The sequence below is a fragment of the Roseibium album genome (genome assembly GCF_001404515.1).
Taxonomy (GTDB): Bacteria; Pseudomonadota; Alphaproteobacteria; order Rhizobiales; family Stappiaceae; genus Roseibium; species Roseibium album.
The window spans coordinates 279,615-293,665 of sequence record NZ_CXWE01000001.1 but is presented as its reverse complement, the minus strand read 5'-3'; the positions used below and the strand labels follow the sequence as shown (position 1 = coordinate 293,665).

General features: G+C 56.9%; 10 protein-coding genes. 2 read left to right on the top strand and 8 right to left on the bottom strand.

The genetic code is table 11. The features are described from left to right. Nucleotides 1-10 precede the first annotated feature (10 nt). Nucleotides 11-1,612 carry an L-aspartate oxidase gene (locus LA5095_RS01365; protein WP_055111267.1) on the bottom strand — a complete coding sequence of 534 codons (1,602 nt, stop codon included), beginning with the start codon at nucleotides 1,610-1,612 and terminating at the stop codon, nucleotides 11-13. A 102-nt stretch (nucleotides 1,613-1,714) separates the two neighbouring features. Further along, nucleotides 1,715-2,797, bottom strand: a complete 1,083-nt coding sequence (gene nadA, locus LA5095_RS01360) for a quinolinate synthase NadA (protein ID WP_055111265.1) — start codon at nucleotides 2,795-2,797, stop codon at nucleotides 1,715-1,717. A 387-nt stretch (nucleotides 2,798-3,184) separates the two neighbouring features. Between nadA and LA5095_RS01355 the strand changes: the two genes are divergently transcribed. Next, on the top strand, nucleotides 3,185-4,420 hold the full coding sequence (locus tag LA5095_RS01355; protein ID WP_055111264.1) for an MFS transporter: 1,236 nt from the start codon (nucleotides 3,185-3,187) through the stop codon (nucleotides 4,418-4,420). A gap of 71 nt (nucleotides 4,421-4,491) precedes the next feature. Here the strand turns inward: LA5095_RS01355 and LA5095_RS01350 are convergent, their stop codons facing one another. The 3 genes from LA5095_RS01350 to glyS form a co-directional block, all read right to left on the bottom strand. Further along, nucleotides 4,492-5,535: a fatty acid desaturase gene (locus LA5095_RS01350; protein WP_055111262.1), complete on the bottom strand. Its 1,044-nt coding sequence runs from the start codon at nucleotides 5,533-5,535 to the stop codon at nucleotides 4,492-4,494. Nucleotides 5,536-5,801: 266 nt separating this feature from the next. After that, nucleotides 5,802-6,281 carry a GNAT family N-acetyltransferase gene (locus LA5095_RS01345; protein ID WP_144436100.1) on the bottom strand — a complete coding sequence of 160 codons (480 nt, stop codon included), beginning with the start codon at nucleotides 6,279-6,281 and terminating at the stop codon, nucleotides 5,802-5,804. Nucleotides 6,282-6,333: 52 nt separating this feature from the next. Continuing rightward, nucleotides 6,334-8,421, bottom strand: a complete 2,088-nt coding sequence (glyS, locus tag LA5095_RS01340; RefSeq protein ID WP_055111257.1) for a glycine--tRNA ligase subunit beta — start codon at nucleotides 8,419-8,421, stop codon at nucleotides 6,334-6,336. Between the two features lie 249 nt (nucleotides 8,422-8,670). On the opposite strand from glyS, the gene LA5095_RS01335 reads away from it, so the two are divergent. Beyond that, entirely contained in the window at nucleotides 8,671-10,221 is a 1,551-nt protein-coding gene (locus LA5095_RS01335) for a putative bifunctional diguanylate cyclase/phosphodiesterase (RefSeq protein ID WP_208992516.1), read from the top strand. 74 nt (nucleotides 10,222-10,295) lie between these two features. Here LA5095_RS01335 and LA5095_RS01330 read toward each other — a convergent pair whose 3' ends face one another. From LA5095_RS01330 to LA5095_RS01320, 3 genes are all read right to left on the bottom strand, one after another. Further along, nucleotides 10,296-12,239 carry a DUF2207 domain-containing protein gene (locus tag LA5095_RS01330; RefSeq protein ID WP_055111255.1) on the bottom strand — a complete coding sequence of 648 codons (1,944 nt, stop codon included), beginning with the start codon at nucleotides 12,237-12,239 and terminating at the stop codon, nucleotides 10,296-10,298. A gap of 12 nt (nucleotides 12,240-12,251) precedes the next feature. Continuing rightward, the gene (locus LA5095_RS01325; RefSeq protein ID WP_055111253.1) at nucleotides 12,252-12,806 is read right to left on the bottom strand and encodes a LemA family protein; all 555 of its coding nucleotides are present in this window, start codon (nucleotides 12,804-12,806) and stop codon (nucleotides 12,252-12,254) included. A gap of 162 nt (nucleotides 12,807-12,968) precedes the next feature. Then, nucleotides 12,969-13,910 carry a glycine--tRNA ligase subunit alpha gene (locus LA5095_RS01320; RefSeq protein ID WP_055112608.1) on the bottom strand — a complete coding sequence of 314 codons (942 nt, stop codon included), beginning with the start codon at nucleotides 13,908-13,910 and terminating at the stop codon, nucleotides 12,969-12,971. Nucleotides 13,911-14,051 lie beyond the last annotated feature (141 nt).

Below are 14,051 nucleotides of genomic sequence, written 5' to 3'. Positions count from 1 at the left end.
TCGATTCCGCTCAAGCCGTCTCAAGTGCCTCGGCTGAAATCGCCTCGACCTCTTCCAGACTGGTATAAGATCTTTTGGCCATAGCCGGATTTTCCTGCGGGAAGTCCTTGCGAAAGTGGCCACCACGGCTTTCCTCGCGCTTCAATGCCGCCGCGGCAATGATCTTGCCAGAAATCATCATGTTCTTGATCGATCGCCGGACACAGATCTTTTCCGCATTGGCAATATCGGCCAGTGCCGTTCTGAGACCGGCTGCATCGCGCAACACACCGACGTTGTTCGACAAAGTTGTTCTGAGAACGCTGATGGCGTCTCGTTCTTCAACGTTTCGCTGGCTTGGCAGTCCCGGGGCATCGTCCATCTTGTCCCAAAACGCGCTGCGCGGCGTTGGCATGAGGCCCTGTATGTCCTCGGCAATGCGCGCTGCGAAAACAACCGCCTCCAGAAGTGAGTTTGACGCGAGCCGGTTCGCTCCGTGGGCGCCGGTCGAGGCCACTTCTCCCGCGGCCCAAAGACCGTCGAGGGACGTCCGGCCGTTCGCATCCGTCAAGACACCGCCCATGTGATAATGTTCCGCCGGCGCAACCGGTATGAGATCCTTTTCCGGATCGATGCCCGCCGCACTTACTGCCGCATGGACTGTCGGAAACTCTTCCCTGAAGTTCGAACCGATGGCTTGCCTGCAGTCGAGATACGCACCGCGGCCTTCCAGGATTTGCCCGTGGATCGCCCGGGCAACTATGTCGCGTGGCGCAAGCTCCATATCCCGATGTACCCCTTCCATGAAGCGGTTTCCGGCCTTGTCGACAAGAAGAGCACCCTCGCCACGCAGGGCTTCGGTTGCCAATGGTGCCGGATCCTTGCCGACATCCAGTGCGGTCGGGTGGAACTGAACGAATTCTGCGTCGGCAATCACGGCGCCTGCCCGAGCAGCCATCGCCAGTCCATGACCGTTGGCCTCGTGCGGGTTCGTGGTCAAGCCGTATAGATGGCCAACCCCACCGGAGGCGAGGACAACTGCCTTGGCCGGAAAGGCAAGACGCGAAATACCGCCCCGGCGACGGACGAGAACGCCGGTGACATAGCGGCCTTCACCCAGAAAACTTTCGCCGATGTATCCTTCCAGCACACGGATCGAAGGTGTGTTCCGCACGGCTGTCGTCAACGCATCCATGATGGCCTTGCCAGCCATGTCGCCACGAACGCGCACGACACGGCTTTGCGAATGAGCCGCCTCGCGGGAAAGCTGCAGGCGACCTTCCAGGTCCTGGTCGAATGGAACGCCATAGGACAGGAGGTCGTGAACCCGGTCGCTTCCTTCACGGGTCATCTGGTCGACGATCTTGGGCTCGCAAATACCACCGCCGGCGGCCAGCGTGTCATCCCTGTGCTCTTCTACCGAATCCTGTTCCGATATGGCCGCCGCAATACCGCCCTGAGCCCAGGCGGAAGATGCCCCCTGTCCGATCGGAGCATTGGTAATGACAGTAACGGGTCTGGGGCTGAGTTTGAGCGCGCAGAAAAGGCCGGCAAGCCCGCCTCCCAAGATGACGACATCATCCACATCCTTGCCGATATAGTCAGGTGCAAAATCATCAACCGACACGGCCATTGGAATCTTCCTGGAACAGATTGGGCATTGCCCGAAAAACCTCCGGACCAGGAAGAGTCCCGGGTCCGGAAGCATGCTTCGTGCGGTTTAGACCGAAGACGGTCAGATTTTCAAGTTGATCATCCGTTCAACTGCCGTGCGTGCGCGATCTGCGACTACCGGATCGACCACAACTTCCTCTTTCATCTCGACAAGGCTGTCGAGAATCTTGCCAAGCGTGATGCGTTTCATGTGCGGACACAGGTTGCACGGCCGGATGTAATTCACATCGGGGGTCTCGCTGGCGATATTGTCCGCCATCGAACATTCGGTGACCATCATCACCTTTTCCGGCCGCCTTGTCTTGACCCAGTCGATCATATGAGCGGTCGAGCCGGCAAAGTCGGCTTCGGCAACAACTTCCGGCGGGCATTCCGGATGAGCGATGATTTTCACATCAGGCTCGATCCTGCGATAGTCGCGAAGTTCTTCGGCGGTGAAGCGCTCATGAACCTCACAGGCACCGTCCCAGACCAACACTTCGACATCTGTTTTCTTGCCGACATTGGCAGCCAGATACTTGTCCGGAACAAGGAAAACCCTGTCAACGCCGAAACTTTCGACCACCTGCAAGGCGTTGGAAGACGTACAGCAGATATCACATTCGGCTTTCACCTCGGCCGATGTGTTGACATAGGTGATGATCGGAACACCGGGATTGCGTTCCCGCAGGGCGCGAACGTCCGCTCCGGTGATGGATTCCGCCAGAGAACAACCGGCTCGCATGTCAGGGATCAGAACCGTCTTTTCAGGGCTGAGAATCTTCGAGGTTTCCGCCATGAAATGCACACCGCACTGGACGATAACCTCCGCATCCGTTCGGGTCGCCTCGATGGCGAGTTGAAGGCTGTCACCGAAAATGTCGGCTACACCGTGATAGATGTCCGGCGTCATGTAGTTATGCGCGAGAATCACCGCGTTGCGCTCTTTTTTCAGCTTGTTGATCGCATGGATCGTCGGTGCGAGCGCGGCCCATTCGATGGCCGGGATGAAGTGCTTGACCTTCTCGAAGATCGGCGCCGTCGCTTCGGCTATTTCGGGCGTGTAGCGCAAGTCCGGACGCTCCACATGTCCGAAGCGTTCCAGCGCTGTCAGACCAGTCGTGATGGGTTCGGATACCGAATAGGCTGTCTGGGCAACGGTCATGGCGCCCCTCCTGTAAGCAGGCTGAAACCGGTGTTTCAGCTCACAGATTATTTATACTCAACTTGAGCAAATCAAATGCAAAAGAAAACAGGCCCAACGGCCCTGACCTTTTGCTCTTTCAGAGTTTATATAAGCGGATCACGACAAAAAATCCATCACTTTCGCACCATTTTTTGGTTTTTCAGATTTTGCGTTTTGATTTCATAGGCTTGGGCGCTGCTTTTTTTCGACCTGATCCTAGCTGGCTAATCTTTGTGCGCTCTGCTGCAGCATGTGCGCTCACCACTGCGATCATGCATTCCATTTTGTGATCCATCGATCAAAATTTCGCGTTTTACCAATTTGCGTATGCCGCTATTTCTTAATCAACCAAAAACGAGGCATCCGATGACAGCAGCTCAAACCAGGGCCCTCTCGAGACCGAACATACCGCTGGTGATTGTCTGCGGTTGCCTGATTGCCATGATCTCGTTCGGACCACGCTCCGCCATGGGACTGTTTTTCCTGCCAATGACCGAGGCGCAGGGCTGGAGCCGCGAGGTCTTCGCGCTGGCGATTGCCATTCAAAACCTGGTTTGGGGCATAGGTCAGCCGGTCTCGGGCATGATGGCAGACCGCTTCGGCACATGGAAATCAATGGCCCTTGGTGCAGTACTCTACGCAGCCGGACTTCTCATGATGATCGATGCGCAGAGCGCCCTTGCACTGCATTTGTCCGCAGGTGTTCTGATCGGACTCGGAATAGCCTTTTCATCCTTCTCGCTTGTGCTGGCAGCCTTCGGACGAACCGTTTCTCCCGAACAGCGGTCTCTTGCGTTCGGCATCGGCACCGCCTCGGGTTCGCTCGGTCAGTTCCTGTTCAACCCGCTAGGTGCTGCGCTTATCGAAAGCATCGGATGGCAAACCACGCTACTCGTATTCACCGGACTCATTGCAACCCTTCCTCTCCTGGCGGTGGCGCTGAGGGGAAAACCGGAACAATCGGCGGCAAGCGGTACTGCCGGCGATCAGAAGCTCACGGACGCCGTCGCGGAAGCATTCGGAACGCGAGGCTTCATCCTGCTGACAACCGGATTTTTCGTCTGCGGTTTTCACGTCGCATTCATTACCGTGCACTTGCCGCCATACATCGCCGATCTGGGGCTGGGAACTGCGCTCGGGGGCTGGGCGCTGGCATTTATCGGCCTCTTCAACATCGTCGGCTCCCTCGCATCGGGTTATGCCGGCGGGCGGCATTCCAAACCGATCCTGCTGTCCCTTATTTATCTTGGACGGGCCATCGCAATCTTCGCGTTCATCATGTTGCCGATAACGCCGGCTTCCGTCCTGGTTTTTTCAGCCGTGATGGGGTTGTTGTGGCTCTCGACCATTCCACTGACATCCGGCCTCGTGGCGGTCATGTTCGGGCCCCGCTACATGGCTACACTTTTCGGATTCGTGTTCCTGTCGCATCAGATCGGGGCATTTCTCGGTGTCTGGCTGGGGGGCAAACTCTACGACGAAACAGGTTCGTACGACGCCATCTGGTGGTGCGCCATCGTGCTGGGAATTCTGGCCGCAATCATTCACTGGCCAATTGAGGAAAGACCGGTGCCCAGACTGGCTCAACAGGCTGCGGAGTGAAACGCAACGTGCCATTAATGTCCCGCACTGATAGATCAGCGGTGCGCATCGGAAATCAAAGACCGGTTAAATCAACCGGCCGAGTGAAGCAGCGGCTTTGCCTGGGAAAATGACAGCAACCGTCTGGACTTTTCATCCCAAAGATGGAGACGGATACTGGCAATGCTCTGACGGATCGTCATGCAATTGCGGTCTGCCAGATCCTTGTGATCCCGAAGAACTTCCGGCAGCCGATAGAAGGGGATCCGGCTGTTGAGGTGATGGACATGGTGGATGCCGATATTGGCAACTGACCATTGCAGCACGGGCGGCAACACATAGTGGGAACTTCCGAACAGCGCTGCATCATGCAGCTGCCAGTCTTCTTCCGTGTCCCAATGTGTCGTTTCGAATTGATGCTGCACATAAAACAGCCATACGCCGACCGTCGCAGCAAGAATGGTCGTTGGCAAAAAGATCAGCAGGATCGGCATCCAGCCACCGAACACCAGAATTAGTGCAAGGCCGACAAAGATTGCGGCGTTGGTTGTCATGGCATAGAGCCAGAATTTCGCGTTGGCCATGAAACCGAAGGGAAGACGGTTCTCCAGAAAGAACGTATAGGCCGGGCCAAGCCCGAACAAAACGAATGGTGACCGATAGACGCGGTACTTAAAACGGCTGCGGGGTGTCAGTGCGCTGTATTCCGCAACGGTCAGGGTATGAATATCCCCCATGCCGCGCCGCCCAAGGTTGCCCGAAGAACTGTGGTGCATGGCATGTGACCGCCGCCAGACATCATACGGCGTCAATGTCAGAACCCCGATGACCCGGCCAAGCCAGTCACTGACGGTACGGTTCTTGAAAAACGACCCGTGCCCGCAATCATGCTGGATCGCAAAAAGGCGTACAAGAAACGCTGCATTGACCATGGCAATGGCCGCCGTCAGCCAGTAGCTGACATCCAGCGACAACCAGGCCAGAATCCACAGAAGAATGAAAGGTCCCGCCGTGACCACGAGTTCAAACGAACTGCGTAGCGTGCTGGGTTCACGGTAGTTTGCAAGAATCGCAACCCAATCTCGTGGCGCTCGAATTTCCGGCTCAGCGCCAGCGGCATTGGTTTGTTCACACATATAACTGCTTCTTATGATTTCAGTCTTCTACATAGACGGTTGGGGACCGCTTGCAATGCCGGAATGTGAAGTTAGGCAACAAATCTTTGCATTGAGCCGATTTTAACGCGCTTACGTTGCATTTTGGCAAGACCGCTACCGACTTGCCGACGCTTCTGTCCTTCTCCTGGATCGGTTGTCCGGGGTCATCTGCGGCAAACGGCCCCGCCGAAACTCAATACCGGCGTAACCTTCCGAACAAAAATGCGACCAGCGGAAGACTGCGCCTACTTCAGTGCAAAGCGTTTTGAGACGCTCTCGCCACCCGAACGATAATCAACGAAACCCATCCTCGAATAATAGCCGAGCCCGCCGGTGTTTTCCCTGCGGATCGTTGCGTCGATGTAGCTCACGCCGGCGTTTTTGGCGGCAACAGAGGTGCAGCCAAAAAGTGCACGTCCAACCCCTTTTCCATGCCTGTCCGGATCAACATACGTCGCGATCACAGCCCAGTCCGACGGCAACTTGTCCGGGCCGGTCCAATCCGGGTCGCACCACAAGAGCGCCTGAAACCCGCAAGTGCCCAGTTCGTCGGATGCAATGTGGCAGCAAATTCCAAGTTTCGGCTCAATGAACTCGCTCACGATCCCCGCGCCGTCAAACGGCTGGCGGTAGGCAGTTGTGCCGCCAGCCGAAATAATACGGTTGAGCAATTCGGCCATTGCCTCTGCATCATGCGGCAAAGCGGACCGTACCTCTATCGGCACTGCAATCTCCTTCGCTGATCCAATGCTTCTGCTGACACTTGCGACACTGGAGTTATCCAGCCACCCTGGAAAAGTCGGCTACGACATGGGTCGCATCACGTATCTCCGCCAGAAGCTGCAATCGGTTCATCCGGAGTGCGGGCTCCTCGGCATTGACGAGAATGTCTTCAAAGAACCTGTCAACCGGAGCCCTGAGTTTCGAGAGGGCCTCCATGGCGCCCTCGAAGTTTTCAACGGCAACGGCCCCGGCAGCCTCGGCCCGTGCAGCATCGATCGCGGCAGCAAGGTCTATCTCTGCCTGTTCTTGGAAGTGATCGGAATGCGGCCTGCCGGTCACCGGCACGCCATCCTTCTTTTCCTCGGCCTTCAGAATGTTGACCGCACGCTTGTAACCTGCGAGCAGGTTGGCTCCATCGTCGGATGATACGAAGCTGCCGAGCGCTTCGACACGCTTGACGACCATCAGAAGATCATCCTGCCCGTCCAGCGCAAAGACGGCATCGATCAGATCGTGGCGTGCACCCTCATCCTTCAGGTGCACCTTCAACCGATCGCCGAAGAAGGAAAGCAGGTCGCCGACAAGCGCATCCTCATCAGCCACGTCAACATCAATCAAGCCCAACGCCGAACGAACCGCATCGCCCAGCCTTATCCTGTGGCTGTTGTCCAGCACGATCCGGATTACCCCGAGTGCAGCGCGACGGAGCGCGTATGGATCTTTTGATCCGGTCGGTTTCTCATCAATGGCCCAAAAGCCAGCCAGCAGGTCCAGCTTTTCAGCAAGTGCGACACTGACTGCTACCGGATCGGTCGGTACGTTATCGCTTGGGCCCTGTGGCTTGTAGTGCTCTTCAATTGCGATTGCGACAGAAGCGTCCTCGCCTTGCGCGGTCGCATAGTACCGGCCCATGAGGCCCTGAAGTTCCGGGAATTCGAAAACCATGTTGGACACAAGGTCCGCCTTGGCAAGTTCGGCTGCCCGCCTGGCCTTCAACGCATCGGCACCGACTATCAGCGCGAGCTCGGCGGACAGAGAAACAAGGCGCTTTACACGGGCTCCGACACTGCCGAGCTTTTCATGGAATTTCACATCAGCAAGCCTGGGCAGATTGTCAGACAGGCTTGACTTCAGGTCCGTATCCCAGAAGAAGCGGGCATCGGCGAGGCGCGCCCGGATCACCTTTTCATTGCCGGCGACGATCAGCTTGCCACCGTCATCGGCCTGAATGTTTGAAACAAGAACGAACCTGTTGGCAAGACGCCCGGTTGTCGGGTTCTTCAGAACAAAACACTTCTGGTTGACGCGGATGGTGAGCTGAATGCACTCATCCGGAATTTCCAGAAATGCCTCGTCGAAGCTGCCGGTCAGTACCACAGGCCACTCAACGAGGCCGGCGACCTCTTCCAACAGGCCGGGATCCTCAACCAGGTCCAGACCAAGAGCCAGCGCACGATCCTTGGCGTCGTTCAGGATGATTTCCTTGCGCCGGTCCGAGTCCAGCACAACCTTGTGCTTTTCCAGCCCTGTCGCATAATCATCGAAGCGGCGCACATCAAACGCTTCATCCGCGAGGAAACGATGGCCTCTTGTCGTCTGACCCGATACGATACCGTCGAACTCAAACGGCACAACGTCGGGTTCTTCCGTTTCCGGCCCGAAGGTCGCAACGATCGAATGCAGTGGACGGACCCAGCGCGTCGGCGTCGTGCCCCATCGCATGGATTTCGGCCAGGGGAACCCGCGCAGAATTCCCGGCATGAATTCGGCAATGATGTCGATGGCGGAACGGCCCGGTTTTTCAATCACGGCGACATAAAAATCGCCTTTCTTCGGATCGTTGCGGATAGTTGCATCTTCAATCGAGGCAAGTCCCGCACCGCGCAGAAATCCCTCGACGGCCTTTTCCGGCGCGCCAACACGCGGTCCCTTGCGTTCCTCTCGTTTGGCCGCCGACCCGGCAGGCACTCCGGCGACATGAAGTGCCAGGCGACGTGGTGTCGCAAACGCCTTGGCGCCCTCATATAGCAGGCCCGAGTCCACCAGAGCATTGGTCACAAGGGATTTCAGTTCATCGGCCGCCTTGCGTTGCATACGGGCCGGAATTTCTTCGCTGAACAGCTCAAGCAGAAGATCGGGCATGGGAACTGTGGCCTTCGGTCTTGGTAGGGTATTTCCGGAAACAGATGTGCGTCCGTTAGCAATTCAGCAGCCTCTTGTCACCCTTTTTCCGGTGTAACGATTGCCCGGCACCTCCGCATAAATAGCAATAATGTTTCTCATTCTTGCTTCACTCTTCTTCAAGAAATACATGCGAAACTTTGAGTTCGTCAAAGCAGTATGAAGTATCGGGACGCAATAGTGATAAACCGGGTAGCCGCAGGCAGCCAAATGATGGCACGCCCCCTGGCCGCGCTTTTTGCAGCGGCCATTGTGAGTTTTGCGGCTCTGAAATTCATTCCCCACCTGCTGGAAGACGGTCACGACGAAAACAATCATCTTTTCTACGACGCTGCGACGGGCATTTTCATGGTCTTCGCGCTTGTCGGCACCACCTACGGCATTTGGGCGACGAGACGACTGAGGAAGGAGCTGAGTGCCAGATCTTCCCAACATTCAGAAGCCCTGGCACTTGCCCAGCACGATGCGCTGACCGGTCTTCCCAACCGCCGCCGGTTACTGGAAGCATTTGCGGTTCTCAGCCGGGAGGTGAAGGACGATTGTTTTCGCGCGATCATGATGCTGGACCTGGACGGCTTCAAGCCCATCAACGATGTGTACGGCCACGCGTTCGGCGACAACCTGCTGCGCAGCTTTGCCGGGCGCCTGGCCGAAACCGTCGGCAATGACGGCATTGTTGCCCGTCTCGGTGGAGACGAATTCGCAATCATTTCTCCCGTGTTCAAAGACAAGTCGGAAGCTTCGGGCTTCGCGCGGCGCCTCCTGACCCGTATCAGCGAACGTTTCGAATTCGGCGAGAGACAGATCTCCATCGGCACCGGTATCGGTATCGCCCTCTACCCGCATGATGGACATGCCATCACCGAGCTTCTTCGCCGCGCCGACATCGCTCTTTACCGGGCGAAATCTTCCGGCAGATCCACCTATCGTTTTTTTGAAGTGGATATGGATGCGTCCATCCTGCACAGGACGCTTCTGGAGCAAAGATTGCGTCGTGCAATCGAAAACGAAGAGGTGAAGGTACATTACCAACCCATTCTCGACATGGACACGGGACGGATTGCCGGATTCGAAGGGCTTGCCCGCTGGTCGGACAGTGATTTCGGCGACGTGCCCCCCATGCAATTTATTCCGATCGCTGAAGACTGCGGCATCATTTCAGAGTTGACGCGTCACCTTCTTGCCCAGGCCTGTTCTGCGGCCAGGAGTTGGCCGGACGAGCTCTATCTTTCGTTCAACCTATCGCCTGTTCAGCTGCAGGACCCGGCTCTGCCGACGCAGATCCAGACCATACTGGACACTGCCGGCTACCCGGCCGACCGGTTGGTTCTGGAGATCACCGAAACGTCGCTCGTGAAAAATCCCGAATCTGCAAAACGCATTTTGAACGAGCTCACCAAAGCGGGCATTACTATCGCGCTTGACGACTTCGGCGCCGGTCACTCCTCCTTGAGCTACCTCAGGGACTTTCCGATCAAGAAGGTGAAGATCGACAAGTCCTTTACCGAGCGCATGCTGACGGACAAGCAGTGTGCCGCCATCGTGGAAGCGGTACTCGTGCTTTCCAGGGGGCTCGATATCGACGCGGTTGCCGAGGGCGTTGAACAGGGTGAGGTTCACGACGCGCTCAGCTCCAGCGGTTGTCACTATGGCCAGGGTTTCCTGTATGCCAAAGCGGTCTCAGCAGAAGCTGCGGCCGAGCTGCTCAACGATCAGGCCGATGGCAGCCTTTCATTTTCCGATACTTCCAACGTGGCGTGAGCACCTTCTTCGGCAAGCAGGCAATTTTCCAATCTCGACGTTCGGGTTCCTGCGCGGACGCAAATGGCCGCCTGCTACCAGCCTCCCCCGCCGCCTCCACCGCCGCCGCCACCTGACGAACCGCCTGACGACCCGCCGGAAAAGCCGGAACTCGACGACTTGGGAACGGGAAGCGAGGACTGGAAAGACTGCGCCATGGAACTGGTCGTCTGTCCAAGCGTGTCGGCGACACGACTGGCTTCGAACCTGTGCCCTGCATACCAGCCGGGACTGTAACTTGCCGCGACGGCGGCACCTGCGGCCGTCGTCAACCACCCCTCGAATGCCTTTGACCAAGGCTTTTCCACGCCCAGCGCGACTGCGTAGGGGAGAAGATCCTCAAAATGACTTGTACTCATGTCCGGTACTTCCGACATGTTGAGCCGCTCCTCTTCGGCGACCGACAAATAAAGCTTGAGCCCTTCGATTTCATCGAGCACCTGGCGTCCGAGTGCGGTCGGTGCGCCAAGCAGAAAGAAGAAGAGGACATTCAGTGCGACCAGAGCCGCGGCCACCACGGGCAAAATCGGAAGCGTAGACACGCCACCGGAAATATTGTTCGCAAAAAGCCCGGTGACCACCATCGCTGATACGAACAGCAGAAAGATAAGGGCCATCCGGATCTGCATGTTCGAAATTCGAAAAATCGCCTTTCCGATGTTCACTGAGAAAGCCGCGGCGAAGATCGACAACACCATGAACAGAAAGGCAAACTCCATCTGATCAGGAGGCATCTGGCCGAATATGAATAGCGCAATGATTGCAACGACACTCAATATGGCTCCCGGGACAAGAAACGACCGGTTGTTCCTGAAAAAGACGTTCCGGCTCTCCACTTCGATCGCGCTTCTGAATTTCCTGCCGAGCGTTTTGATCGAGCTGCCATTGCCCTTGTAGATCTGCAACGGCGACCCTCGATCCTTGAGGAAAGCAACCAGGGCAGCTTCGCCCTTCGGCAGCCCATTGGTCTCGTCAGCAACGATATCGTCGAGCACAAGCATCATGTCTCCGTCGCGCTCTTCCAGCCGCAAGCAATGCTTGACCGCAAGATTGAGGCTGGCTGCCGTCAGTGCAATCCAGCCACCGTCGCCGAAACCACGGGTCAGAACGTATCTGGAAAGTGCCGGAGATACGCCCGCAGGCGGTTTGAACCTGGGAAAGACGACACCCTTCGCAGGGTCGCGTCCCACAAAAAGCCAGGCAACGAGATAATACGCCAGGACCAGCAGCACGCCTGCGCCGCCGATGAGTTCAGAGCGGTAGTCATTCAAGAAGTAACCGATCTGGTCGGCTTCTGTTGGCGGCGTGATGGAACCCTTGGGCATCGCGACCACGACTGTCAGACCTTCATAGGCGGCCAGAGGCCTCGTGGTCGTGAAGATGACCTCACGACCGTCGTCGCCCACACGCGCATCATAATTCCTGCCTGTGGCGCCGAACACGCCGGTATATGCCGTCCAGTCCCGTGCCCTTACTCCCTCCGGTAGAATCACCCTCGCGACAGCCTCATCGACCGGAAAGATCCACTCGTTTCCGGTCGCATTCCAGTAAACTTCGTCATGATTGGCAAAAAAGCGTATCTGCCGATCTGTTTGGTACTTGATCGTGTAGGTATAGTCGCCCGGCTGAAGGAAGACGTTTTCTTCGCCAATATAAATCCTGACACCGTCCCGGCTTGACGTTTGAGCGAAACTTGCGTCCCGGCCGTCCTGCAAGACCGAGAGCAGCTGGAATCCGGCGCGGTAGGTCCGACCGTCCTTACCTTCGATCATCAATGGAATATCGCGGAATATTCCCCGCTTGATGTTGTTGCCTTCAGCGCGAACCGTGATCGTTTCAGTAACTGTCAAAAGCCCGTTTTCGGCGACATCGATGTTGGAGACAAAACGATGAAACCGTTCTTCAGCCGCGATGCCCCCCGCGCCTGTGACACAGAGGACAGCGAACACCAGACAAGCGAAGGCGTTTCGGAAAATCATGCGATCGCCTCCCTAGAACTGAACCTTGGGTACGGCCCTGTCTGCTTCGTCCTCGATCTCGAAATATTCCGCCTTTTCAAACTTGAACCGAGAGGCAACAAGATTGGAAGGAAAGCTCTCCACCGCAACGTTCAGGCCGCGTACGGCGCCGTTGTAGTACCTGCGCGCCATCTGAATTGCGTTCTCGATCTCGTCGAGAGACTTGTGAAGATCGGAGAAATTCTCGCTCGCCTTGAGATCAGGATAAGCCTCGGCAACTGCAAAGAGGCGACCGAGTGCCTGGCTCAGCGCGCCTTCCGCCTTCGCTCTTCCGGCCACGTCGTCGCGCGGCACGGAACCAGCCGAAGCCCGCAGCTGTGTGACGTTGTCCAGTGTTTGCTGCTCGTGATCCGCATAACCCTTGACGGTTTCGACCAGATTGGGAATGAGGTTTGCCCTGCGTTTCAGCTGGACGTCGATGCCGCTCCAGCCCTCTTTAACCATCTGCCTTTTCTTGACGAGCGTGTTGTAAAGAAAAATCGCAAAGACCGAGACAGCGATCAGAAATGCAAGAATGAACCAGGCCAACGTGAACCCCCCCGTAAAGAATGACCGGAGGCTAGCGCCTGAGCACTGTCTTGTCATCCCGCGCAGGCACAGGGAATTGTTTCAATACCGTATCAACTGTCTCGTCGATTGCCTGAGACCCCGGATCACTGCCCGTCCTTCAAGAACAGGAATTCACCTGGCTTATTCTGCCGCCTGGTTGTGATAGCCGACACCGCCGGCTTCCGTCTCCAGAAATGCAGCACCGCAGGCCTTTGCGAGTTCGCGCACACGCAGAATATAACTCTGACGCTCGGTCACCGATATGACGCCGCGCGCATCCAGCAGGTTGAAAGCATGGCTGGCCTTGATGCATTGATCGTATGCGGGAAGCACAACCTGGTGCACATGTGCGCCCGTCTCGTCCCGTGCCTTCGCGCCGGCCGCCAGCAACGCACGGCACTCGTTTTCGGCATCCTTGAAGTGACGGAACAGTATGTCCGTGTCCGCATGTTCAAAATTGTGACGCGAGTATTCCTGTTCGGCCTGGAGAAAGACGTCGCCATAAGTGATCTTCGCATCGCCTTCCATGCCGTTGTAGTTGAGATCATAGACGTTATCGACGCCCTGGATATACATGGCCAGACGCTCTAGACCGTAAGTGAGCTCGCCGGAAACCGGGGAGCACTCGAACCCGGCGACCTGCTGAAAATACGTGAATTGCGAGACTTCCATACCGTCGCACCAACACTCCCAGCCAAGCCCCCAGGCACCGAGTGTCGGGCTTTCCCAGTCGTCCTCCACGAAACGGATGTCGTGTAACTTCGGGTCCAGACTTATTGCATAGAGCGACTTCAGGTAGAGATCCTGAAGGTCGGAGGGTGACGGTTTCAAGATCACCTGGAACTGGTAATAGTGCTGCAGGCGGTTCGGGTTTTCACCGTAGCGTCCATCGGTCGGGCGACGCGACGGCTGCACATAGGCGGCCCTCCAGGGCCGCGGCCCGAGCGAGAGCAAAGTGGTTGCCGGATGAAACGTCCCGGCGCCGACTTCCATGTCGTAAGGCTGAAGCACCACGCAGCCCTGGTCTGCCCAGAAACGCTGAAGCGTCAGGATCAGGCCTTGAAAGGAATTTTCCGGACGCATATGCGCCGGCAGGTTTTCAGTGGACATGGATTTTCATTCCGCAATTGGCTCTTGGCGGCAGGACAGTCCCGCCATTGCGGAGCGAGAGGTGCCACGATGCGGCGGCAAGGTCAAGACGCGCTGCCCAGGAGGCACACACAC